Raw genomic sequence first — 22,086 nt, 5'->3', positions numbered from 1 at the left:
AACATCCTAATGAACAGGCTGCAACTCGTCTGTAAAGCATCACGGATCAGCTTGCAGCTTGTGGCTTAAAGCTCGCAGCTAAAGAGGAACTCTTTTCTATGTCCCAGAAATTCGACGTGGTAGTGATTGGCGCTGGCCCTGGCGGCTACGTGGCCGCTATCAAGGCCGCGCAACTCGGTCTCACGACTGCCTGCATCGAGAAGTATCAGGATAAGGAGGGCAAGCTGGCCCTCGGCGGTACCTGCCTGAACGTGGGCTGCATCCCTTCCAAGGCGCTGTTGGACAGCTCCTGGAAATTCTACGAAGCCAAGAACCAGTTCGGTGTTCACGGTATCTCGCTCAGCGACCTGAAAATGGACATTGCTGCCATGATTGGTCGCAAGGCTCAGATCGTCAAAGGCCTGACCGGCGGCGTTGCCAGCCTGTTCAAGGCCAACGGCGTCACTTCCCTGCAAGGCCACGGCAAACTGCTGGCCGGCAAGAAAGTCGAGCTGACCAAGCCAGACGGCACCACCGAAGTCATCGAAGCCGAGAACATCATTCTGGCTTCCGGTTCGCGTCCGATCGATATTCCGCCGGCTCCGGTCAATCAGGTCACCATCGTCGATTCGACAGGCGCCCTGGAATTCCCGGCCGTGCCTGAGCGTCTGTGCGTCATCGGCGCCGGTGTCATCGGTCTGGAACTGGGTTCTGTCTGGGCTCGCCTGGGTGCCAAGGTAACCGTCCTCGAGGCCCTGGAGAAATTCCTGCCAGCCGCTGATGAAGCCGTTGCCAAAGAAGCGCAGAAGACCTTCAACAAGCAGGGTCTGGACATCAAGCTGGGTGCACGCGTCACCGGTTCCAAGGTCAATGGCGACGAAGTCGTCGTGACCTACACCGACAAGGACGGCGAGCAGAACATCACCTTCGACCGCGTGATCGTGGCCGTGGGCCGTCGCCCGGTGACCACCGAGCTGCTGGCTGCCGACAGCGGCGTCGACATCGATGAGCGCGGTTTCATCTTCGTCAACGAGCAGTGCGAGACCAGCGTTCCTGGCGTGTACGCGATCGGTGACGTGGTTCGTGGTCTGATGCTGGCGCACAAAGCGTCCGAAGAAGGCATCATGGTTGTCGAGCGCATCAAGGGTCACAAGACCCAGATGAACTACGACCTGATCCCGTCGGTTATCTACACCCACCCGGAAATCGCCTGGGTCGGCAAAACCGAGCAGACGCTCAAGGCCGAAGGCGTGGAAGTCAACGTCGGTCAGTTCCCGTTCGCGGCCAGCGGCCGTGCAATGGCAGCCAATGACACCGGCGGTTTCGTCAAGGTCATCGCTGATGCCAAGACCGACCGTGTACTGGGTGTACACGTCATTGGTCCGGGCGCTGCAGAGCTGGTACAGCAGGGCGCGATCGGTATGGAGTTCGGCACCAGTGCCGAAGACATCGGCATGATGGTCTTCTCCCACCCGACGCTGTCCGAAGCGCTGCACGAAGCGGCACTGGCTGTGAATGGCGGCGCCATCCACATCCAGAACAAGAAAAAACGCTGAAAATAACCACGACGGTCCGCCCGTCGTAGGTCCTGCTCGCAGGGCTTACCGCGGAAGGTCCGTTGGACTCGAACTCCTGGCAGCACAGGGCAGGCTTGATGCCTGACCTGCGTTTGCCGGGAGAAGCGGTCACAGGTGGTGCGGCACGCTTTGACGAGCAGCACCGAATGCGCAGTACCTAACGAAGACGGTAATAAGCATGAATCTTCACGAGTATCAGGGTAAGCAGCTGTTTGCTGAATACGGCCTGCCAGTTTCCAAGGGCTATGCAGTAGACACCCCGGAAGCAGCAGCAGAAGCGTGCGACAAGATCGGCGGAACCGAGTGGGTCGTCAAAGCCCAGGTTCACGCTGGTGGTCGCGGTAAAGCGGGCGGCGTCAAGCTGGTTCGCAGCAAGGAAGACGCAGCTGCGTTCGCTCAACAGTGGTTGGGCAAGCGTCTGGTCACTTACCAGACTGATGCCAACGGTCAGCCGGTCACCAAGATCCTGGTTGAATCGTGCACTGACATCGCCAAAGAGCTGTACCTGGGCGCTGTAGTCGATCGTTCGAGCCGTCGTATCGTGTTCATGGCGTCCACCGAAGGTGGCGTGGACATCGAGAAAATCGCTCACGACACGCCTGAGAAGATTCTCAAAGCCACGATCGATCCACTGGTTGGCGCTCAGCCATTCCAGGGTCGCGATCTGGCCTTCCAGCTGGGTCTGGAAGGCAAGCAGGTCACTCAGTTCGCCAAGATCTTCACCGGTCTGGCCAAGCTGTTCCAGGACCACGATCTGGCCCTGCTGGAAGTGAACCCGCTGGTAATCAAAGCTGACGGTGATCTGCACTGCCTCGACGCCAAGATCAACATCGACGCCAACGCCATGTACCGTCAGCCAAAGCTGAAGGCTTTCCACGACCCATCGCAAGATGACCCACGTGAAGCCCACGCTGCCAAGTTCGAACTGAACTACGTGGCACTGGAAGGCAACATCGGCTGCATGGTCAACGGTGCCGGTCTGGCCATGGGCACCATGGACATCGTCAACCTGCATGGCGGCAAGCCAGCCAACTTCCTCGACGTAGGCGGCGGCGCAACCAAAGAGCGCGTTACCGAAGCGTTCAAGATCATCCTGTCCGACACCAACGTCGCTGCAGTACTGGTCAACATCTTCGGCGGCATCGTTCGTTGCGACATGATTGCCGAAGGCATCATTGGCGCCGTGAAAGAAGTCGGCGTGAAAATCCCGGTGGTTGTTCGCCTTGAAGGCAACAACGCTGAGCTGGGCGCTAAAGTACTGGCAGAAAGCGGCTTGAACATCATCGCAGCTACCAGCCTGACCGACGCTGCTCAACAAGTCGTCAAAGCTGCGGAGGGCAAATAATGAGCGTCCTGATCAATAAAGACACCAAGGTTATCTGCCAGGGCTTCACCGGCTCCCAGGGTACCTTCCACTCCGAGCAAGCCATTGCCTACGGCACCAAAATGGTTGGCGGCGTGACCCCAGGCAAGGGCGGCACCACGCACCTGAACCTGCCAGTGTTCAACACCGTGTCCGAAGCAGTAGAAAAAACCGGCGCAACCGCTTCGGTCATCTACGTTCCGGCTCCGTTCTGCAAGGATTCCATCCTTGAAGCAGCGTTCGGCGGCATCAAGCTGATCGTCTGCATCACCGAAGGCATCCCGACCATCGACATGCTCGAAGCCAAGGTCAAGTGCGACGAACTGGGTGTGGTCCTGATCGGCCCTAACTGCCCAGGCGTCATCACCCCGGGCGAGTGCAAGATCGGCATCATGCCAGGTCACATTCACTTGCCAGGCAAGGTCGGTATCGTGTCGCGTTCCGGCACCCTGACTTACGAAGCTGTGAAGCAGACCACTGACGCCGGTTTCGGTCAGTCGACCTGCGTCGGCATCGGTGGTGACCCGATCCCGGGTTCGAACTTCATCGACATCCTGAAGCTGTTCCAGGAAGACCCGAAGACCGAAGCGATCGTCATGATCGGTGAGATCGGCGGTTCGGCTGAAGAAGAAGCGGCTGCCTACATCAAGGCACACGTGACCAAGCCAGTCGTTTCCTACATCGCGGGTGTGACTGCTCCTCCGGGCAAGCGCATGGGCCATGCGGGCGCGATCATCTCTGGCGGCAAGGGCACTGCAGACGAGAAATTCGCTGCGCTGCAAGACGCAGGTGTGAAAACCGTGCGTTCGCTGGCAGACATCGGCAAAGCCCTGGCTGAGCTGACCGGTTGGGAAGTGAAGAAGGCTTAATCGCCTTCGTCTCACTGCTTGATCAACAAAAGCCACCTTCGGGTGGCTTTTGCGTTTCCGCTGTTTCGATTTGCGCCGACGCTTTGCCCCTAATTCTGTAAGACATTTCTGATATGCGACACGAACGTGCGTTGAGTGGTCGCACCGCCCTGTATCGGTGCGGCAAATAGGGTAGGCTAGCCGCCGTTTTGTGCAGTCGGCTCCCACAAGGAGCGGCAGCGCGCTCAGGGTCTGTCTTAAAAGGGCGGGCAGCATTTCCCCCACCCTCAGGGAAATCCTCTTCTTAATTCCGATTCAGCAGTGTGGTTTCCTTAATGAAAGTGTTGAAAGGCCAGGACATTCTGGCATTGGGTTTCATGACATTTGCGCTGTTCGTGGGCGCTGGCAATATCATCTTCCCCCCGATCGTAGGCCTCCAGGCCGGCCCCAACGTATGGATGGCGGCCCTGGGCTTTCTGGTCACGGCCGTCGGCCTTCCGGTGGTGACGGTCATCGCGCTCGCCAAGGTGGGCGGCGCGATGGACGCGTTGAGCAGTCCGATCGGCAAGGTCGCCGGAACCATCCTCGCCGCCGTCTGCTACCTGTCCGTAGGCCCGTTGTTCGCCACGCCTCGCACGGCGACGGTGTCGTTTGAAGTCGGCCTGGCGCCGCTGACCGGTGAAAGCCCGCTGGCGCTGTTCCTTTATAGCCTGGTTTATTTCGTCCTGGTGTTCTGGATCTCCCTTTATCCGGGTCGTTTGCTCGACACCGTGGGCCGCTTCCTCGCGCCGCTGAAGATCATCGCTCTGGCCATCCTCGGCATCGCCGCGTTTGTCCTGCCTGCGGGTGAGGTCGGTATCGCCGAACCTGCCTATGTTGCGGCACCGTTTTCCCAAGGTTTCATCAACGGCTACCTGACCATGGACACGTTGGGCGCGCTGGTTTTCGGCATCGTCATCGTCAACGCGATACGCTCGCGTGGTGTCGAGTCGCCCCGGCTGATTACTCGTTACGCCATCATCGCCGGCCTGATTGCCGGTGTCGGTCTGGCACTGGTCTACATCAGCCTGTTCCGTCTGGGTTCCGACAGCCATGCCGTTGCCGCCGGTGCAACCAATGGCGCTGCCGTCTTGCACGCCTATGTCCAGCACACCTTCGGCACCTTGGGCAGTAGCTTTCTCGCCGTGCTGATCTCGCTGGCGTGCCTGGTGACCGCGGTGGGTCTGACCTGCGCCTGCGCCGAGTACTTCAGCCGCGTGCTTCCGCTGTCCTACAAGACGCTGGTGATCCTGCTGGCGGCGTTTTCGCTGCTGGTCTCCAACCTGGGCCTGACCAAGCTGATCCAGTTCTCGATTCCGGTGCTGACCGCTATTTACCCGCCATGCATTGCGCTGGTGGCGTTGAGCTTCTGCAAGGATTTCTGGCACGAGCAAGGGCGGATCGTCGCCCCGGTCATGCTGGTGGCATTCCTGATCGGTGTGGTGGATGCCGTCAAAGGTTCTGCGCTGGGGGGGTATGTGCCGGATGCACTGGCTCATCTGCCGTTGAGCGAGCAAGGCCTGGCATGGCTGATCCCGTCACTGATCACGCTGTTCGTCGCGTTCGTGGTGGATCGCGTGCTGGGCAAGCGCAGCGAAGCGCTGGCCTGAGGAGGAGGTCGGCGCGTCGCGGAATAAACGCGCCGATCTTTTTCGAGCAGACAAAACAAAGCCCGCTAAATGCGGGCTTTGTTTTTTGAAACTCTGGAAACTTACTGCTTAGTTGCAGGTGCTGCCTGGTTCGCTTCTTTAGCGCGCTCTTGAGCGGCTTCAGCGTTCTTTTGAGCGGCTTCCTGACTTTCTTTGGCAGCGTCGTTCACTTTGTCTTGCGCTTTTTGCATCGATTCTTGCGACTGCTCGGCAGCCTTGTTTGCATCTTGCTGTTTATCTTCGGATTTTTTGTCACAGGCGGCGAGGCCCAGAGTGGCAGAAAGCATCAGGGCAATAGCTAAAGATTTACGCATGGGGTGTTTCTCCTTATTGGTCATCAACGTGGCTTCGAGCACTTGGTCGCAGGGTTAGTTCCATGTTCCGACGGGATTAATACATTAGCGTCTCAGCGACGTAACACCTCTGCGGATCACAGGAGGCTAATCGTTAATGTTCCGTCGTCAGTCATCAGATCTATGGCCTTGGGGGTTTCGATGACGAAGATTCTTCACTGACAGGATGTCTCTCCCTTGAAATCGTCTCCTCAGCCCCCACCTTGATGACAACCCGCTGCTCGGAGCCGCCCTCGGCGTTTCGCGCAGCTACCCCTATTTGTGTGGACTGATTGGAGTTTGATGACCATGAGTGTGGAAACTCAAAAGGAAACCCTGGGCTTCCAGACCGAGGTGAAGCAGCTGCTACACCTCATGATCCATTCGCTGTACTCGAACAAGGAAATCTTCCTTCGCGAGCTGATTTCCAACGCGTCCGACGCGGTGGACAAGCTGCGTTTCGAGGCGCTGTCCAAGCCCGAGCTGCTGGAAGGCGGTGCCGAGCTGAAGATCCGTGTCAGCTACGACAAGGACGCCAAGACCGTTACCCTGGAAGACAACGGCATCGGCATGAGCCGCGAAGATGTCATCACTCATCTGGGCACCATCGCCAAGTCCGGCACCGCCGATTTCATGAAGAATCTGTCCGGTGATCAGAAGAAAGATTCCCATCTGATCGGTCAGTTCGGTGTCGGCTTCTACTCCGCCTTCATCGTGGCCGACCAGGTTGAAGTGTTCACCCGTCGCGCCGGCCTCTCCGCCAGCGAAGGTGTGCACTGGTCGTCGAAAGGCGAGGGCGAGTTCGAAGTCGCCACGGTCGAGAAGGCTGATCGTGGTACCCGCATCGTGCTGCACCTTAAGAGCGCCGAAGACGAGTTCGCGGACGGCTATCGCCTGCGCAACATCATCAAGAAGTACTCTGACCACATCGCTCTGCCCATCGAGCTGCCGAAGGAGCAGGCGCCTGTCGAGGGCGATGCGGAGCCTGTTGAAGAGTGGGAAACCGTCAATCGCGCCAGCGCGCTGTGGACCCGTCCCCGTGCCGAGGTCAAGGACGAGGAATACCAGGAGTTCTACAAGCACATCGCCCACGATTTCGAAAACCCGCTGAGCTGGAGCCACAACAAGGTTGAGGGCAAGCTGGAATACAGCTCGCTGCTGTACGTGCCGGCCCGCGCACCGTTCGATCTGTATCAGCGCGAAGCGCCGCGCGGCCTGAAGCTGTACGTGCAGCGCGTGTTCGTCATGGACCAGGCCGAGTCGTTCCTGCCGCTGTACCTGCGCTTCATCAAGGGCGTGGTCGATTCCAACGACCTGTCCCTGAACGTGTCCCGCGAAATCTTGCAAAAAGACCCGATCATCGATTCGATGAAGTCGGCGCTGACCAAGCGCGTGCTGGACATGCTGGAGAAGCTGGCAAAAAACCAGCCGGAAGACTACAAGGGCTTCTGGAAAAACTTCGGTCAGGTGCTGAAAGAAGGCCCGGCCGAAGACTTCGCCAACAAAGAGAAGATCGCTGGCCTGTTGCGCTTTGCATCAACCTCCGACGGCAGCGGCGAGCAAAGCGTTTCGTTGGCCGACTACCTGTCGCGCGCCAAGGAAGGTCAGGACAAGATCTACTTCCTCACCGGCGAAAGCTACGCGCAGGTCAAGAACAGCCCGCACCTCGAAGTCTTCCGCAAGAAAGGCATTGAAGTGCTGCTGCTGACCGACCGCATCGACGAGTGGCTGATGAGCTACCTGAGCGACTTCGACGGCAAAGGCTTTGCCGACGTGGCACGCGGTGACCTGGACTTGGGCAAGCTTGACTCCGAAGAGGACAAGAAAGCCCAGGAAGAAGTCGCCAAGGACAAGGAAGGCCTGATCGAGCGCCTTAAAACCGCGCTAGGTGATGCCGTCAGCGAAGTCCGCGTCTCCCACCGTCTGACCGATTCGCCTGCGATTCTGGCGATTGGCGAGCAGGACCTGGGGCTGCAGATGCGTCAGATTCTGGAAGCGAGTGGTCAGAAGGTCCCGGATTCCAAGCCGATCTTCGAATTCAACCCGTCGCACCCGCTGATTGGCAAGCTGGACAATGAGCAGAATGAAGATCGCTTCGGCGATCTGTCGCACATCCTGTTCGACCAGGCTGCGCTGGCAGCCGGCGACAGCTTGAAAGATCCGGCGGCTTACGTGCGCCGTTTGAACAAGTTGTTGGTTGAGCTCTCGGTTTAACATCCGCGTCACGGCAGAACCCGCTCCGGCGGGTTTTGTCATTTAATCTCCCTCCATCCTTGTCAGCAGGAGTTCGCTATGAGCAATGTGACTGTGCAGTCCATCGTCTATGAAATCGACGGCGTCAGCTATGAGAGCCGTCTGGCCTTCAGCGAAAGGGCTCAGGCCGCACCGGGTCTGGTGATGGCGCCTAACTGGATGGGTGTCAGCGTAGACGCCGAGCAGATTGCCAAAGATGTGGCAGCGAAGGGCTACGTGGTGTTGTTGGCGGATCTGTACGGCCAGCAGGTGCGCCCGTCCAATGGCGATGAAGCGGCGGCTGCCATGATGCCGTTGAAGAATGATCGCGTGCTCTTGAACAAGCGCATGAAGGCCGCTCTGGATCAACTGACCGCGCAGACCATTGCCGCTGTTGACACGTCCCGGCTGGCGGCATTTGGCTTCTGCTTCGGCGGTTGCTGCGCGTTGGAGCTCGCACGTACCGGTGCGCCGTTAAAGGCTGCGGTGTCCTTTCACGGCACGCTCGACACGCCGAACCCGGCTGACGCCAACAACATCAAGGGCAAGGTGCTGGTGATGCACGGCGCTTCCGACCCTCTGGTGCCAAAAGAGCAACTGCCGGCGTTCGAAGCGGAAATGAACGCTGCCAACGTCGACTGGCAATTGCTGAGCTACGGCGGGGCGTTCCATTCCTTCACCGACCCGCACGCCAACAACCCGGGCGTACAGATGTACAACCCGACCGTTTCGAAGCGTGCGTTTACCTCGATGCACAACCTGCTGGACGAGGTGTTTGCGGGCTGATCACCTGAAGCAGGAGGCTGCTGACCGCTTGAATTTCCAATGTCAGCAGTTGCCTCGTCTGAAGGGTTCGCCAGCAAGTCGGCTCCCACAGGGTGTGTGACCCTGCGTCTATTTCCGGGGCCTTGGCAGTTCAATCCGCTCCACTTCCCCCGGCACGGTTGGCCAGTCCCCGGCCGCCCATTTTGCTCTGGCCTGTTCAATCAGCGCCGGGTCGCTGGCTACGAAGTTCCAGTTCATCCTTCTCGGCCCATCCAGTGGCGCACCGCCAATCAGCACCGCGTGACATTCGCTTTCCGCGCAAAGCGTCGGCTCGCTTCCAGCATCCAGTACCACCAGACTGCGCGCCTGCACCGGCTCGCCATCCAGCAGCAAATCGCCTTCGATGACGTACAGCGCGCGCTGTTCGTGCTCGGCGGGCACACACAGCGTCGTGGCGGTCTGCAGGTTCAGTTCGGCGTAAAGCGTGGGTGACAGCACCGGCACCGGCGACTTCAGGCAAAAGCCTTCGCCGGCAATCAGGCGGATACGAATGCCCATGCCATCACTGACCGGCAGTGTATCGGCAGGGTGATGGCTGTAATGACCTTCGCCCTGCTCATGGGAGGTGGGCGATGCCAGCCAGACCTGCAAACCATGCAGGCGCGAGCCGATGGCGTGCAGGGCTTCGGGTGTGCGCTCGATGTGGGCGATGGCCCGGCCGGCGGTCATCCAGCTGACTTCGCCGGGTCTTACCTGCTGATCGCTGCCGAGGCTGTCTTTGTGTCGGATTTCGCCTTCAAAGAGGTAGGTCAGGGTCGACAGACCGATGTGTGGGTGCTGGCGGATGTCCATGCCGGTGCCGGGCGCATAGGTGGTTTCCAGCATGTGATCAAAAAACACGAAGGGCCCGACGCTCCGGCATTGCGCAGCGGGGAGGGGGCGCAGGATGGGTTGGCCTTCGACGTCCTCGGCGCGGGGAATGATGGTCAGCATGATGGCGCTCTCCTCTGAATAGGGCACACAGGATATAGATCACTCGCGTACGTGGCTGGAATGCCGGTGCTACGCACTCTGTAATGAATTATTACGAAGTACTCAAGGAATTGTCCTACAGAGCTTAATCTCTGAGCCGACATCACGAGCAACTGCTCTTTTCAGAGCGGAGTCTTGGGAAGGGACAAGGCATGACCGTGAGAAACATGAATATCGCACCCCGGGCCGCACTCGGTTTCGGCGTACTGGCCTTACTGGTGTTCGGTCTGGGCGCCTTTGCGTTGTTGCAGATGTCGAACATGCGCAAGCAGTCGGACCAGGTGGAAAACAATTGGCTGCCCAGCATTATGGAGCTTGGCACCATGGGCCAGGACCTCATGCGGATTCGTACCCTCACGTTGCGGCTGATGCTCAACCGCAGTCCAGAGGCTCTTCGTGACAACACAGCCAAGCTCGACGAGCTCAAGGCAGGCCTGCAAACCACGCAGCAAAACTACGCTGCCCTGATCGGCTCGCCCCGCGAGCGTGAGCTGTACGACAGTTTCTCCAGTGCGCAACAGGCTTATTTCCAGCGCCAGAATCGGGTCATGGAGCTCTCCGCTGCCAATCAGGTGGAGGACGCGATGCAGCTGGTCAATGGCGAGATGAACCAGTTCGCCGACAAGATGACCCTCGCCCTGACCGAGCTGACGGCGTTGAACAAGGAGGGCGCAGGACAGGCGAGTCATCTGGCGCGGGCGGTCTTCTCGAATGCGTTCGCTTGGGTCATGGGCATGATGCTGTTGACGGCGTTGATTACGTTACTGCTGGCGTGGGGATTGACCCGCAGCATCGTCAGGCCGATCACCCAGGCGCTGGGCATTGCTCAGGTGGTGGCGGCGGGGGATCTCACCGGGGAGATCGTCGTGCAAGGTCGAGATGAACCGGCCCGATTGCTGGAAGCGCTCAAGTCCATGCAGCAGAGTTTGCGCAGCACGATCATGCGCATCGCCGATTCGTCGAATCAGTTGGCGTCGGCGTCAGAGGAATTGAGTACCGTCACTGAAGACGCGACGCGCGGCCTTCATCAGCAAAGCCTGGAGATCGATCAGGCGGCAACGGCGGTTAATCAGATGACCGCCGCTGTCGAGGAAGTAGCGCGCAATGCGGTGGCCACGTCAGAGGCGTCCGGGGAGTCTGACCGGATTGCCCAGCACGGTCGTCAACAGGTCCAGCAGACCGTGGCGTCCATTGCCCATCTGGCCGAAGACGTGACCGACGCCGGCGAGCAGGTACAGACCCTTGCGCAGAAGGTATATGGCATCAGCAAGGTGCTGGACGTGATTCGCTCGGTTGCCGAGCAGACCAATCTGCTGGCGTTGAACGCAGCCATTGAAGCCGCGCGGGCAGGGGAGGCGGGACGCGGCTTTGCGGTGGTGGCAGATGAGGTTCGAGCTTTGGCCCATCGGACGCAGTCGTCAACCCTGGAAATCGAACAACTGGTGGGCGACATCCGTCAGGGCACCGATCACGCCGTGGCCGCCATGCAAGGCAGCAACAGCCGCGCCCAGACCACGCTGGAGCTGGCACAGTCCGCCGGGGTTGCGCTGGACGACATCGCTGCTGCCATTACGCTGATCACCGAACGCAACACGGTCATCGCCAGTGCCTCCGAGGAGCAGGCGCAGGTCGCGCGGGAGGTGGATCGCAATCTCACCAACATCCGCGACATCTCCCTACAGAGTTCGGCGGGGGCCAACCAGACCAGCGCCGCCAGCCACGAGCTGTCCCGATTGGCGACAGACCTGAACGGCATGGTTGCAGCGTTTTCGGTGTGACACCTGACGCCGTTCCACGGAATGCACGCGGTGCTTTTGTGGGACCGGCTTCAGCCGGGAAGGGGCCAGTTTGCGCACCATCCATTCTGCTGCGTGACAACCGACGTCTTCGCGGCTAAAGCCGGTCCTGCAAAAAGCAGGTCCGGCTCAATGCATTTCAACAGCCCACAAAAAAGGCGCCCCGAGGGGCGCCTTTTGTCTGCAACTGACTGGATTACTTACCAGTCCAGCGCTTCATCACCAGCGTGGCGTTGGTACCGCCGAAGCCGAAGCTGTTGCTCATCACCAGATTCAGCTCGGTGTTTTCGCGGGTCTTGGTCAGAATCGGCATGTCGGCAACGGCGGGGTCCAGCTCGTCGATGTTCGCCGAACCCGCCATGAAGTTGCCTTCCATCATCAGCATGCAGTAGATCGCTTCGTGAACGCCGGCGGCGCCCAGGGAGTGACCTGACAGGCTCTTGGTGGAGCTGATCGCAGGCGCCTTGTCACCGAACACTTCACGCACGCCTTCCATTTCCTTGACGTCGCCGACCGGAGTCGAGGTGCCGTGGGTGTTCAGGTAGTCGATGGTGCCGTCTACGGTCGACAGCGCCTGCTGCATGCAGCGGATGGCGCCTTCGCCGCTCGGCGCGACCATGTCATAACCGTCGGAAGTTGCGCCGTAGCCAACCAGTTCGGCGTAGATCTTCGCGCCACGGGCCAGAGCATGCTCCAGCTCCTCAACTACCACCATGCCGCCGCCGCCAGCGATGACGAAACCGTCACGGTCGGCGTCGTAGGCACGGGAAGCCTGTTCAGGCGTGTCGTTGCGCTTGCTGGACAGCGCGCCCATCGCGTCGAACAGGAACGACTGGCTCCAGTGCTCCTCTTCACCACCGCCGGCAAACACGATGTCCTGCTTGCCCATCTGAATCTGTTCCATGGCGGTACCGATGCAGTGAGCACTGGTGGCGCAGGCAGAAGCGATTGAGTAGTTCAGGCCCTTGATCTTGAATGGCGTCGCCAGGCACGCTGAGACAGTGCTGCTCATGGTGCGGGTGACGTAGTACGGAAGAACCTTCTTGATGCCTTTCTCACGCAGGATGTCCAGCGCCTCCATCTGGTTCAGGGTCGACGCACCGCCGGAGCCGGCAATCAGACCGGTGCGCGGGTTGGAGACCTGCTCTTCAGTCAGCCCGGAGTCTTCCACGGCGCTCTTCATGGCGACGTATGCATAAGCTGCCGCCTGACCGACGAAGCGCAGGGTCTTGCGGTCGACCAGTTCCTTGAGCGGCAGATTTGGATCGATAGAGCCCGAGACCTGACTGCGCAGACCCATTTCGGCGTATTCCGGATTGAAACGGATGCCAGGGCGACTTGCACGCAAGTTGGCGGAGACGGTGTCTTTGTCATTGCCCAAGCAGGAAACAATGCCCAGACCAGTGATAACGACGCGGCGCATGCGAATACCCTTAGAAATTGTCAGTGGAAGTGAAGACGCCGACACGCAGGCCTTCGGCGGTGTAGATTTCGCGGCCGTCCACGCTGACCGAACCATCGGCAATCGCCAGGTTCAGCTTGCCTTTGAGGACGCGCTTGATTTGGATGTTGTAGGTGACCTTGCTGGCGGTCGGCAGGACCTGGCCGAAGAATTTCACTTCGCCCGAGCCCAGTGCGCGACCGCGGCCCGGCAGGCCTTGCCAGCCCAGAAAGAAGCCGACCAGTTGCCACATGGCATCGAGTCCCAGGCAACCTGGCATCACCGGGTCACCTTCGAAGTGACAGGCGAAGAACCACAGGTCCGGGTTGATATCGAGTTCGGCGACCAATTCACCCTTTCCGTACTTGCCGCCTTCTTCGCTGATATGGGTGATGCGATCAACCATCAGCATGTTGGGGGCGGGCAATTGCGCGTTACCTGGGCCGAACAGCTCGCCGCGACTGCAGCGCAGCAGATCTTCCCGGGTAAAGGCGTTTTGTTTGGTCATGCGAGCTCCTCGATAATCCTGTGCGGCAGGGTGTGGCGTTACTTACCCAATCTGGCCAGCGGGAAATCCCTCGGCTGGCAGCCTACTCATAGACTATTGCGTTGTAGTGAAAGTCACAGCACGGGTGAAATGAATGTACACCTGTGCACTGAAATATTTCGTCCGCGCGTTGGCGTAGGTCGAATCTGCGCACAAGACTGCCGCAATTTATCATTTCCCGCCAGTCGCAGATGGCTTAATGGTCAGCCATCGCTGCAAAACCTGCTGTAAATCAGTACGTTTGAACGGCTTGGCCAGGTAATCGTTCATTCCGGCTTGCAGACAAATATCCCGGTCGCCGTGCTGGGCATTGGCGGTCAGGGCAATAATGGGCAACGTCGCCAGCCCCGGCAACAGCCGGATTCGGCGTGTCGCTTCGTAGCCGTCCATGACCGGCAGTCGGCAGTCCATCAGAATCAGCGCGAAGCTTTCCCGACTGGCCATGCTCACTGCTTCAACACCATCCGCCGCCACACTCACCTGCAGGCCCAGACTGCGCAGCATTGCGTCGACCACCGTGCGGTTCACCGGGTTGTCTTCGACCAACAGCACGCAGGCATCGCGGCTCTGGGGCAGCTCACCGACGGCGCCGGGCGCAGGCTCGATCACCGGCTGCTGAACCCGCTGCAGCGGGATTTGCAGCTGGAACACCGAGCCGAGTCCTTCGCTGCTCTGCGCCTGGAGCGACCCGCCCATGCGTTCGGCCAGATTGCGCGCGATGGGCAGTCCCAGCCCGGTGCCGCCGTAGCGCCGGGAGATGGAGTTGTCCGCTTGCTGAAATGCATCGAACATTAACTCCAGCAAATCCGGGGAAATGCCGATGCCGCTGTCGCGGACTGCGCAGGTAAACAGGACGTGCTGCGGGTCGGGGCAGGTGAAACCCGCTTCGACGCGCACGCTGCCAAACTCGGTGAATTTCAGCGCATTGCCGATCAGGTTGACCAGAATCTGCCGGATTCGCGTGGGGTCGCCCTTGACCTGCAAGGCCTCTATCGAAGGCGGCGTATCCAGTTCCAGTGCCAGACCGCGCTGCTGGGCGTTGTGGGCAAACGCCTGAACCGAGGTGCTGATGAGGTCGGCGAGATTGAATGAAATGCTCTCCAGTTCCAGCGCATCGCGTTCGAAGCGTGAGAAATCGAGGATGTCGTTGATGACCCGCAGCAGATGCTCGGTGGATTCCATCGCCAGCGCGGCGTATTCGGCCTGCTCGTCGGTCATGCTGGTGGTTTCCATCAACTGCAGCATGCCCAGCACGCCATTCATGGGCGTGCGCAGCTCGTGGCTCATCATTGCCAGGAATTCGGACTTCGCGTTGTTGGCGCGTTCGGCTTCTTCGCGGGTGCGGATGAGTTCGTCCATCGCCTGCTTCTGCTCGCGGCTCGCCTTTTCCAGGCCCAGGGCCAGATTGTTGATGTGCCGCGCCAGATCGCCCAGTTCGGCATCATCCGCAACCGGCAGCGGCGCTGAATAGTCACCGTGCTGGATGGCCTTCACCGCTGCGCTCATGGCACTGATCGGCTGGGACAGGCTTAGCGACAAGCGCCTCGCCAACATGTAGGTGAACAGAAGGGCGAACATCGCCAGCACACCGGCCTTCAGCAATATTTCCTGTTCGCGCTGATTGAACGCATCACTGGACATGCCCACCAGCACCCGGCCCAGGTAACCCTCGACCGGCACGCTGGGATCGTCATCGGCACGTGCCGTATCGGCGTTTTCGATTAGCCGGGAGGACCTGTCAGGCTGTAGGCGAATCGGTGCCTGAAACACTTCCATCTGCCGCGAACGCCCCAGCTCTTCGGCAGGCTCGACATGCACCAGCACCACCCCAGCGCTGTTGCGAACCTCGAGAAAACGCACGTGGGGCGTGTTCATCGTGGCCTTCATGAGGTTTTCCAGAACGGCATTGTTGCCGACGATGACGCCATATTCCGACGCAGGCGCCAATTGGTTGGCGATGAGCTGCCCGGTGTGATTGAGCTCCTGTCGCAGGTCCTGAATGCGCACCACAGTAAAGAAGCTGATCAGCAGCAAGGTCAGCAACAGGGCCGGGCCCAGGCTGAGGATCTGCGTCCGGGTGCTGATGTTCCAGCCGCGTTGAGCTGTCACGAGGCGGTTCCGGCTGTCAGGGCCCGGAGGGTTTGCCGATGTTCAGGCATGGCGAAGCCTGACGGGGCACGAGAGGTGGACGCTTGGTGTCATGTGACGGATCTCTTCGGGAGCGACCTGACGATAGCTCATCGGCGCCGTTGAGGAATTTTCATTTCGGGTGCGCATCTTAACTGAGCTGTGGGCATTTTCCTCGGCAAGAGTGGGGGATCGGCTATAAGTTCGTGGGGGCAACTTTTGCCGCTGGCCGCGAGCCTGACGCTCCGTATAATGCCCGCATCGCCAGATGTGATGGCCCTGAATGGATTGTTTTATGACCCAGCAGCAACCAATAGCGGTCCTTGGCGGCGGCAGCTTCGGGACCGCAGTGGCCAATCTGTTGGCCGGCAACGGTCATCGGGTGACGCAGTGGATGCGCGATCCGGAGCAGGCCGAGGCGATCCGCGTCAATCGCGAGAACCCGCGCTACCTCAAGGGTATCAAGGTGCTCGAAGGCGTCGAGCCGGTCACTGATCTGCACGCTACCTTGCAGGGCAGTCAACTGGTCTTCGTCGCGCTGCCGTCCAGTGCGCTGCGTGGCGTATTGACGCCGCATGTCGATCTGCTCACCGGCAAGATGCTGGTCAGCCTGACCAAGGGCATCGAGGCCGACACCTTCAAGCTCATGAGCGAGATCCTTCAGGACATCGCACCTGCCGCGCGAATCGGCGTGCTGTCCGGCCCCAACCTGGCCCGCGAAATCGCCGAACACGCCCTCACTGCTACGGTCGTCGCCAGCGAAGATGAAGACCTCTGTCAACAGGTTCAGGCCGCGTTGCACGGCCGCACCTTCCGCGTGTACGCCAGCGCCGACCGTTTTGGCGTGGAGCTGGGCGGTGCGCTGAAAAACGTCTACGCCATCATCGCCGGCATGGCAGTGGCGCTGAACATGGGCGAGAACACTAAGAGCATGCTGATTACTCGAGCGCTGGCGGAAATGACCCGATTTGCGGTCAGTCAGGGTGCCAATCCGATGACCTTCCTCGGGCTGGCCGGGGTCGGCGATCTGATCGTCACCTGTTCCTCGCCGAAGAGCCGCAATTACCAGGTCGGTTTCGCCCTGGGCCAGGGCCTGAGCCTGGACGAAGCGGTTACCCGGCTGGGCGAGGTCGCGGAGGGCGTCAATACGCTTAAGGTGCTCAAGACCAAGGCGCAGGAACTGCAGGTTTACATGCCGCTGGTGGCCGGGCTTCACGCGATTCTGTTCGAGGGCCGTACGCTGGAGCAGGTCATCGAGCTGTTGATGCGCGCCGAGCCCAAGACCGACGTCGATTTCATCTCAACCAGTGGTTTCAACTGATCCCCACACGGAGAAGCTCTTGAACGAATCAAAACTCAAGCAACACGAACCAATCCTGCTGCGCATCCTATGGATGGTGCTGTTTGTGCTGGTCTGGCAGGTGGCGGAGGTCGTGCTGGGCGTGGCGGTCCTGGTGCAGCTGGTTTACCGCCTGTTCAACGGCGCGCCGAGCCTCAGCGTGATGTCGTTCGGTGACAGCCTGAGTCAGTACCTGGCGCAGATCGGCCGCTTTGGCACCTTCCACACCGATCAGAAGCCATGGCCTTTTGCCGATTGGCCAACGCCGCGTGCACCGGAGGGCGAGGCGCCGCATGTTGTGGTTGATAAGCCGGAACCGGCGCCTTCTGCTCCGCAATCCGCTGTAGCCACGCCGCCACCGGCGCCTGTTACCCCGCAGCCGGTACCTGCTGCGACGCCACCGGTTTCCGAAACCACATCACCGGTCTTCGAAGGGCCGTCGGTGGTTGCCGACACGTCGCACGGGGTTGCCGACGTACCGCCCTCTGCGCCGGTTACGCCGCCGTCCACGCCGGGTGAGGAGCCGAAACCGTGAAGGTCTGGATTCTGCGCCACGGCGAGGCGAAACCTCAGGCGCGTACGGACGCAGAGCGCGAGCTGACCGCCAAGGGTCGCGAAGAGGTCTTGCGCAGTGCCGCTCATCTCATGGGTCAGCCGTTGCAGCGGATCATCGCCAGCCCGTATGTGCGTGCCCAGCAGACCGCCGAACTGGTCCGTCAGGCCCTCGGGTGCACCGATGCCCTCGTGACCGTGCCGTGGCTGACGCCGGACGGCAATCCGCACAGGGTACTGGAGCAGCTTGATGCGTACAGTGCAGAGAATGTCTTGCTGGTCAGTCATCAACCTTTGGTGGGCACGTTGATCGGGCTGGCGGTGCATGGCTCTTTGCAGCAAGCGCAACCGATGCACACCGCCAGTCTTGCTTATCTTGAGGCAGATCTGCCCGTTGCTGGCGCGATGCAACTGGTGGATGTTCGGCACGTTGAATGATTAAGCGGCGAGCGTTACTGCGTTCCCCGCTGTGGTGTGAGATGCAGTGCAAACCCTCAAATAACAAGGAAGAACCATGAGTGTATGGCGTAGCCCTCCAGACCTTGATGCGCTTAATGCGAAGCAGAAGAACACCATCGGTGAGGTGCTGGATATTCGGTTTGAAGCTGTCGACGATCAGTCGCTGACGGCGAGTATGGCGGTGGATGAGCGCACTCATCAGCCCTATGGTTTGTTGCATGGCGGCGCCTCGGTGGTGCTGGCGGAGACGGTGGGTTCTACGGCCAGCTATCTGGTGATCGATACTGACCGGTTCTTCTGTGTGGGGATCGAGGTCAACGCGAACCATTTGCGCGGGGTGCGCAGTGGGCGGGTGACAGCGGTGGCGCACCCGGTGCACATCGGGCGTACGACCCATGTCTGGGATATCCGGCTGACGACGGAAGATGGCAAGGCGTGTTGTATTTCCCGGTTGACGGTGGCGGTGGTGCCTCTTGGGGAGCAGCCGCCCGGTCGTTGAGCGAAGATCAAGAGCGTCTGCCTAGGGGCAGACTGTTTCGCCTTCGGCGAGTTACTTGGAAAAGCACCCCCCTCTCTGTTTTAAAGAGCAGCCAAGGGTGCCTGCTCCTGGTTGGGCCCGACTTCGTCGGGTTCCTTCACTCCGGTCTTGCTCCGTGGGCCCGCGCCGAACGGACATCCATGTCCTGACGGCGCTCTCGCCGCATCACTGCGGCTCGGCCCACTCCGCAAAACCTGCGTTCAGCCTGCACCCAAGTCGCGAATGGCGTCGTCTGGGCGTTATGTGTATGAAGATCAAGATCAAAAGCTTCCCGGCTGAAGCCGGTCCCACTGACGGCACGCGGTGTGCTTTTTAGTGGGACCGGCTTTAGCCGGGAAGAGGTCAGCCAAGGCGCCGACAGTTTTGCTGATCGGACCCCTCCCTATGGGCGCGAGCTTGCCCGCGAATGCTGTTGCTGTGCCTCTTGATATTCGTACATAAAAAATTCGGACGACGACAGTCGCGACTTGGGCCCACGGAGCGTCGTCGAGTGAGGGGACCCGACGTAGAAGGGGCCAGATAGGGAGCAGGCACTTTGGTCGCCTTTAGCCGGATTGGCCGGCTCGATCATCCATCCTTACTGCCGTGTGATGGAGTTCATCACCTTGAGACAAACGTCAGAAAGTTAAGTTGGCCTTTATGGTCAAGACCTCGGCCGGCAGGGTCGGCCAAGGTCCTGAGGATGTCAGCTGAAGTTAGCCAGCAACCGGAGAGCGCCAGTCATCGGAGCCCGATGTGCCACACACTTCATGGGTCCAGGTGATTTTACGATAGGTGAACTCTACGTCTTCCAGATGAGTGAAGTGCGAGTTCGACGGGTCTTGGCAGTTATGCATGTAGTCTTTGATGTCGACGATAATCGCGTCTTCAAGTTTGGTGGTGTAGTAATGCTCCTGTGTGCCCGCTGCGGAAGTGCGATACCACTGGATGGTAATTTCGGTCAAACGTTCGCCCGATGTCAAAGCTGCCAGTAACAGGGGTGAAGACTTGTCGAACACCTTGGTAATCTTGACCGGCTTGTGCACACGCTGACCGGTTGGCTGGCCGGATTGCGGGTCGCGGGGAATGATCATCTCATGCTGGAACCCTTGCACCATGACCTGGTCTTCGTGACCTTCCTGGTAAGTGTTGCCGACCGAGTCAGCCGTAAAGGCGCCTGCGGTGATCAGACCCTGCTTGGTGCCCGTGATGGACATATATGCTGGTGTCGCCATGGAGATGCTCCTTGCCTCATAAATAGAAATACCCGAGAGCGTATTCGCTTTGGGTGCATGAGGTATTCCAAACTTCGTGCCAAGTCCGGAAACCCTATATAAATCAGATGGTTGCAATAAAATTCAATGATCAGATCGTCATGAAGCCAGGCTAGTAGCTGTAATGTGCGCAAGAAGTTGCGCAGTAGTGCGCAACTTCTTGCGCACTCGCAGCAAAGGCCCGTCCGACAAGGCTGGGGGCGCATTATTTGCCGTTTCATGAGATCGAGAGTGCGCAACTTATTGCGCATAATGGCTGGGTGCTATTCCGCAATTGCTGTCGCGCCAAGACCTTTTGAAGTTCAGCGGCCTTCGTTAGGTGCTGTGTGTGGCAGCGTGGAACTCTCTTTGACTACTCTTATATCTAGCTTTACACGTTAGTGATCAGGAAACCGGATCGCTGGAACTCAACGATAACTGTGAAGTTTGTGGAAATTTCCTACGGAGCATATGGAATTATCGCGTTCATGGATGGCTTGATAGTGATAAACACGCTGAGTATTATCTGCGGCCTCAGAAGGGTAGACGTTTTGTTACATATCAACCCGGCAGCAGTTTCTAAAATAATTCCGTTACATCAGCAGCTTTATTCGCTGCATTGACGGGGTTTTATATCGAAGATTATGCATGTCCTATTCAAGCCAGCTTTCCGCTCATTATCTTGAAGTCGCTCACGCCCCTATTTCCGTCGGGAGCTTTGCGGGCGAAGACGTTCGATTTTCAAATGAATACGAAGCGCTGGAGAGCGAGCTGAATAAAGCTCAATCCATGCATGTACAAGGTCAGCTCGACTGGCTAAAAGTGCGCGATCAATGTGAAAACCTGCTCCGCAACCTGTCCAAAGATCTACGCGTTGGGGCATGGCTTGCCTGGGCCTTGTATCAGCGTGAGTCGTTTCATGGGCTGTTGGCAGGACTTGAACTTCTTCACCATCTTTGCGTGCATCATTGGGCCGAAGTTCATCCCGCCAAAGCCCGCACGCGTTCCGCAGCCATGGGTTGGCTGATTCCCCGTATTGAGCAGGTGCTCAACGATAACGTTTCGGTCGATGAGCAATCACCGCTATTCAGTCGCCTCGTTGAAATTCTTGAAGACCTTGATGCGGTATTTACACAGCACATGGGCGATGACGCGCCCTTGCTCCTGCCGATCTCCCGCCGCTTGAAGAACATGGCCCAGCGGGCGACCGACAACCTGCCAAACGCCGGGGCAGGGGCCGTTGGCGCGGCTGTACAGCAGGTCAAGCAGGCTGCTTCCCAGTTATTCGCCCCATCGGCAGTGATCAGCGATGAGAGAGACGCCCATAAGTCCCTGCGTCTCCAGCAGGAGCGCGCGCGTGTGTTGTGTGCCTGGTGGCTCAGTCAGAAACCTTGCGACCTGCGCGCGTTGCGCCTCAATCGCACAATGCTTTGGTTACCAATCGAGACGCTGCCAGAGCGCAACTCAGACCAAATCACTGCGCTTCGTGGACTTCCCGCAGACAAGCTCAAAGGCTATCAGGACAAATTTGATCAGGGCAGCTACGCCGATTTGCTCCTTGAGCTGGAGGCGAGCCTGGCAAAGGCGCCGTTCTGGTTCGATGGCCAGCGAATGGTCTGGGAGTGCCTGCAAGGGATGAGCGCTGAGACAGCAATGCGAGAGGTTGAACTTCACTTTGCTCAGTTGATTCAACGATTACCGGGTGTCATCGAACTGCGTTTTCACGACGGCGCGCCTTTTGCGGATCAGGCAACCCGGGCCTGGATCACCGCTAGCGTCATGCCTCGCCTGCAGGCCGCCAGCGCGCCCCGCAAAGTAGAAATGGCTGACACGCAACCTGTCTGGGAGTTTGCCCTGGAAAACGCGTCGTCGGTGTTGCGCAAGGATGGCCTCAGAGCGGGGGTGCAATTTCTCAAGCAAGGCATGCACAGCGCCCAAGGCGGTCGCGCACGATTTTTTTGGCAGTTAGCTCTTGCCCGGCTGTGCTTCACCGCCAGGAAATACGAACTCGCCAAGACCCAACTCGAAACCCTCGACCAAACCCTGCAGGACTCAGGCATCGATGCCTGGGAGCCTGAGCTTGCGCTGGAAGTATTGCATCTCTTGCACAGCTGTTTCGAGTTGCTGCCTCAGGGTCACGGAGCCCGGCAGCGCAAGGAAGAGGTGTATCGCAGGCTGTGCCACCTCGACCTCGAAGTCTTACTTGAATAGGCCTCAGAGCCTTAATAACAGGAGAACG

16 protein-coding genes and 4 pseudogenes are annotated in these 22,086 nt (G+C 59.3%); 13 read left to right on the top strand and 7 right to left on the bottom strand.

Features of this window, described 5'->3' with window-relative positions:
- The first annotated feature begins 98 nt into the window (after window positions 1–98).
- The 4 genes from lpdA to brnQ all read left to right on the top strand — a co-directional run bounded on the left by lpdA (window position 99) and on the right by brnQ (window position 5,416).
- Window positions 99–1,535 carry a dihydrolipoyl dehydrogenase gene (lpdA, locus tag AC0Z8Z_RS03495; protein ID WP_065986297.1) on the top strand — a complete coding sequence of 479 codons (1,437 nt, stop codon included), beginning with the start codon at window positions 99–101 and terminating at the stop codon, window positions 1,533–1,535.
- A gap of 199 nt (window positions 1,536–1,734) precedes the next feature.
- Window positions 1,735–2,901: an ADP-forming succinate--CoA ligase subunit beta gene (sucC, locus tag AC0Z8Z_RS03490; RefSeq protein ID WP_004882574.1), complete on the top strand. Its 1,167-nt coding sequence runs from the start codon at window positions 1,735–1,737 to the stop codon at window positions 2,899–2,901.
- Window positions 2,901–3,788: a succinate--CoA ligase subunit alpha gene (gene sucD, locus AC0Z8Z_RS03485; RefSeq protein WP_037009399.1), complete on the top strand. Its 888-nt coding sequence runs from the start codon at window positions 2,901–2,903 to the stop codon at window positions 3,786–3,788. The genes sucC and sucD overlap by 1 nt, the downstream gene beginning before the upstream one ends.
- A gap of 314 nt (window positions 3,789–4,102) precedes the next feature.
- Window positions 4,103–5,416, top strand: coding sequence for a branched-chain amino acid transport system II carrier protein (brnQ, locus tag AC0Z8Z_RS03480; protein ID WP_172611793.1), 1,314 nt, complete (start codon window positions 4,103–4,105; stop codon window positions 5,414–5,416).
- A 101-nt stretch (window positions 5,417–5,517) separates the two neighbouring features.
- Here the strand turns inward: brnQ and AC0Z8Z_RS03475 are convergent, their stop codons facing one another.
- Window positions 5,518–5,769: a hypothetical protein gene (locus AC0Z8Z_RS03475; protein WP_065986299.1), complete on the bottom strand. Its 252-nt coding sequence runs from the start codon at window positions 5,767–5,769 to the stop codon at window positions 5,518–5,520.
- A gap of 327 nt (window positions 5,770–6,096) precedes the next feature.
- Here AC0Z8Z_RS03475 and htpG point away from each other — a divergent pair, with 327 nt between their 5' ends.
- On the top strand, window positions 6,097–8,001 hold the full coding sequence (gene htpG / locus AC0Z8Z_RS03470) for a molecular chaperone HtpG (RefSeq protein WP_485617896.1): 1,905 nt from the start codon (window positions 6,097–6,099) through the stop codon (window positions 7,999–8,001).
- A gap of 78 nt (window positions 8,002–8,079) precedes the next feature.
- On the top strand, window positions 8,080–8,805 hold the full coding sequence (locus AC0Z8Z_RS03465) for a dienelactone hydrolase family protein (protein ID WP_485617895.1): 726 nt from the start codon (window positions 8,080–8,082) through the stop codon (window positions 8,803–8,805).
- Between the two features lie 108 nt (window positions 8,806–8,913).
- Here AC0Z8Z_RS03465 and AC0Z8Z_RS03460 read toward each other — a convergent pair whose 3' ends face one another.
- Window positions 8,914–9,777: a pirin family protein gene (locus tag AC0Z8Z_RS03460; protein WP_485617893.1), complete on the bottom strand. Its 864-nt coding sequence runs from the start codon at window positions 9,775–9,777 to the stop codon at window positions 8,914–8,916.
- A 191-nt stretch (window positions 9,778–9,968) separates the two neighbouring features.
- Here AC0Z8Z_RS03460 and AC0Z8Z_RS03455 point away from each other — a divergent pair.
- Both AC0Z8Z_RS03455 and AC0Z8Z_RS03450 read left to right on the top strand, forming a co-directional pair.
- A pseudogene (locus AC0Z8Z_RS03455) lies at window positions 9,969–10,736 on the top strand (MCP four helix bundle domain-containing protein); the annotation flags it as partial.
- The gene (locus tag AC0Z8Z_RS03450) at window positions 10,731–11,594 is read left to right on the top strand and encodes a methyl-accepting chemotaxis protein (RefSeq protein ID WP_485618255.1); all 864 of its coding nucleotides are present in this window, start codon (window positions 10,731–10,733) and stop codon (window positions 11,592–11,594) included. The pseudogene AC0Z8Z_RS03455 and the gene AC0Z8Z_RS03450, both read left to right, overlap by 6 nt.
- 214 nt (window positions 11,595–11,808) lie before the next feature.
- On the opposite strand, the gene fabB is transcribed toward AC0Z8Z_RS03450, so the two are convergent.
- The 4 genes and pseudogenes from fabB to AC0Z8Z_RS03430 all read right to left on the bottom strand — a co-directional run.
- Window positions 11,809–13,035 (bottom strand): beta-ketoacyl-ACP synthase I, encoded by a 1,227-nt coding sequence (gene fabB / locus AC0Z8Z_RS03445; RefSeq protein WP_122538419.1) that lies wholly within the window; start codon window positions 13,033–13,035, stop codon window positions 11,809–11,811.
- A gap of 10 nt (window positions 13,036–13,045) precedes the next feature.
- On the bottom strand, window positions 13,046–13,561 hold the full coding sequence (gene fabA / locus AC0Z8Z_RS03440) for a 3-hydroxyacyl-[acyl-carrier-protein] dehydratase FabA (protein ID WP_122538421.1): 516 nt from the start codon (window positions 13,559–13,561) through the stop codon (window positions 13,046–13,048).
- 210 nt (window positions 13,562–13,771) lie between these two features.
- A pseudogene (locus tag AC0Z8Z_RS03435) lies at window positions 13,772–15,271 on the bottom strand (response regulator); the annotation flags it as partial.
- 68 nt (window positions 15,272–15,339) lie between these two features.
- Window positions 15,340–15,709 (bottom strand): annotated as a pseudogene (locus AC0Z8Z_RS03430) (hybrid sensor histidine kinase/response regulator); the annotation flags it as partial.
- Window positions 15,710–16,022: 313 nt separating this feature from the next.
- Between AC0Z8Z_RS03430 and AC0Z8Z_RS03425 the strand changes: the two are divergent.
- The 4 genes and pseudogenes from AC0Z8Z_RS03425 (at window position 16,023) to AC0Z8Z_RS03410 (ending at window position 18,576) form a co-directional block, all read left to right on the top strand.
- Window positions 16,023–17,048 (top strand): NAD(P)H-dependent glycerol-3-phosphate dehydrogenase, encoded by a 1,026-nt coding sequence (locus AC0Z8Z_RS03425; RefSeq protein ID WP_122538425.1) that lies wholly within the window; start codon window positions 16,023–16,025, stop codon window positions 17,046–17,048.
- Window positions 17,049–17,067: 19 nt separating this feature from the next.
- Window positions 17,068–17,388 (top strand): annotated as a pseudogene (locus tag AC0Z8Z_RS03420) (DUF4389 domain-containing protein); the annotation flags it as partial.
- A gap of 209 nt (window positions 17,389–17,597) precedes the next feature.
- Window positions 17,598–18,056 (top strand): phosphohistidine phosphatase SixA, encoded by a 459-nt coding sequence (gene sixA / locus AC0Z8Z_RS03415; RefSeq protein ID WP_485617891.1) that lies wholly within the window; start codon window positions 17,598–17,600, stop codon window positions 18,054–18,056.
- 76 nt (window positions 18,057–18,132) lie between these two features.
- Window positions 18,133–18,576 carry a hotdog fold thioesterase gene (locus AC0Z8Z_RS03410; protein WP_485617890.1) on the top strand — a complete coding sequence of 148 codons (444 nt, stop codon included), beginning with the start codon at window positions 18,133–18,135 and terminating at the stop codon, window positions 18,574–18,576.
- 734 nt (window positions 18,577–19,310) lie between these two features.
- On the opposite strand, the gene AC0Z8Z_RS03405 is transcribed toward AC0Z8Z_RS03410, so the two are convergent.
- A complete protein-coding gene (locus AC0Z8Z_RS03405; protein WP_122534661.1) occupies window positions 19,311–19,829 on the bottom strand; it encodes an Hcp family type VI secretion system effector in 519 nt (172 codons plus the stop codon).
- A gap of 666 nt (window positions 19,830–20,495) precedes the next feature.
- Here AC0Z8Z_RS03405 and tssA point away from each other — a divergent pair.
- Window positions 20,496–22,058, top strand: a complete 1,563-nt coding sequence (tssA, locus tag AC0Z8Z_RS03400) for a type VI secretion system protein TssA (protein ID WP_485617888.1) — start codon at window positions 20,496–20,498, stop codon at window positions 22,056–22,058.
- Window positions 22,059–22,086: the final 28 nt, after the last annotated feature.

The organism is Pseudomonas sp. 1L-C-7-B-C1 (genome assembly GCF_057291635.1).
This window is presented reverse-complemented; position numbering and strand designations above follow the sequence as displayed.

What these genes read in the sequence shown, in the direction of transcription:
- AC0Z8Z_RS03475 (WP_065986299.1), bottom strand. Translation starts at nt 5,769, where the DNA reads ATGCGTAAATCTTTAGCTATTGCCCTGATGCTTTCTGCCACTCTGGGC.
- AC0Z8Z_RS03410 (WP_485617890.1), top strand. Translation starts at nt 18,133, where the DNA reads ATGAGTGTATGGCGTAGCCCTCCAGACCTTGATGCGCTTAATGCGAAG.
- lpdA (WP_065986297.1), top strand. Translation starts at nt 99, where the DNA reads ATGTCCCAGAAATTCGACGTGGTAGTGATTGGCGCTGGCCCTGGCGGC.
- sucD (WP_037009399.1), top strand. Translation starts at nt 2,901, where the DNA reads ATGAGCGTCCTGATCAATAAAGACACCAAGGTTATCTGCCAGGGCTTC.
- htpG (WP_485617896.1), top strand. Translation starts at nt 6,097, where the DNA reads ATGAGTGTGGAAACTCAAAAGGAAACCCTGGGCTTCCAGACCGAGGTG.
- AC0Z8Z_RS03465 (WP_485617895.1), top strand. Translation starts at nt 8,080, where the DNA reads ATGAGCAATGTGACTGTGCAGTCCATCGTCTATGAAATCGACGGCGTC.
- fabB (WP_122538419.1), bottom strand. Translation starts at nt 13,035, where the DNA reads ATGCGCCGCGTCGTTATCACTGGTCTGGGCATTGTTTCCTGCTTGGGC.
- brnQ (WP_172611793.1), top strand. Translation starts at nt 4,103, where the DNA reads ATGAAAGTGTTGAAAGGCCAGGACATTCTGGCATTGGGTTTCATGACA.
- AC0Z8Z_RS03425 (WP_122538425.1), top strand. Translation starts at nt 16,023, where the DNA reads ATGACCCAGCAGCAACCAATAGCGGTCCTTGGCGGCGGCAGCTTCGGG.
- AC0Z8Z_RS03405 (WP_122534661.1), bottom strand. Translation starts at nt 19,829, where the DNA reads ATGGCGACACCAGCATATATGTCCATCACGGGCACCAAGCAGGGTCTG.
- fabA (WP_122538421.1), bottom strand. Translation starts at nt 13,561, where the DNA reads ATGACCAAACAAAACGCCTTTACCCGGGAAGATCTGCTGCGCTGCAGT.
- sucC (WP_004882574.1), top strand. Translation starts at nt 1,735, where the DNA reads ATGAATCTTCACGAGTATCAGGGTAAGCAGCTGTTTGCTGAATACGGC.
- tssA (WP_485617888.1), top strand. Translation starts at nt 20,496, where the DNA reads ATGTCCTATTCAAGCCAGCTTTCCGCTCATTATCTTGAAGTCGCTCAC.
- AC0Z8Z_RS03460 (WP_485617893.1), bottom strand. Translation starts at nt 9,777, where the DNA reads ATGCTGACCATCATTCCCCGCGCCGAGGACGTCGAAGGCCAACCCATC.
- AC0Z8Z_RS03450 (WP_485618255.1), top strand. Translation starts at nt 10,731, where the DNA reads ATGCAGCAGAGTTTGCGCAGCACGATCATGCGCATCGCCGATTCGTCG.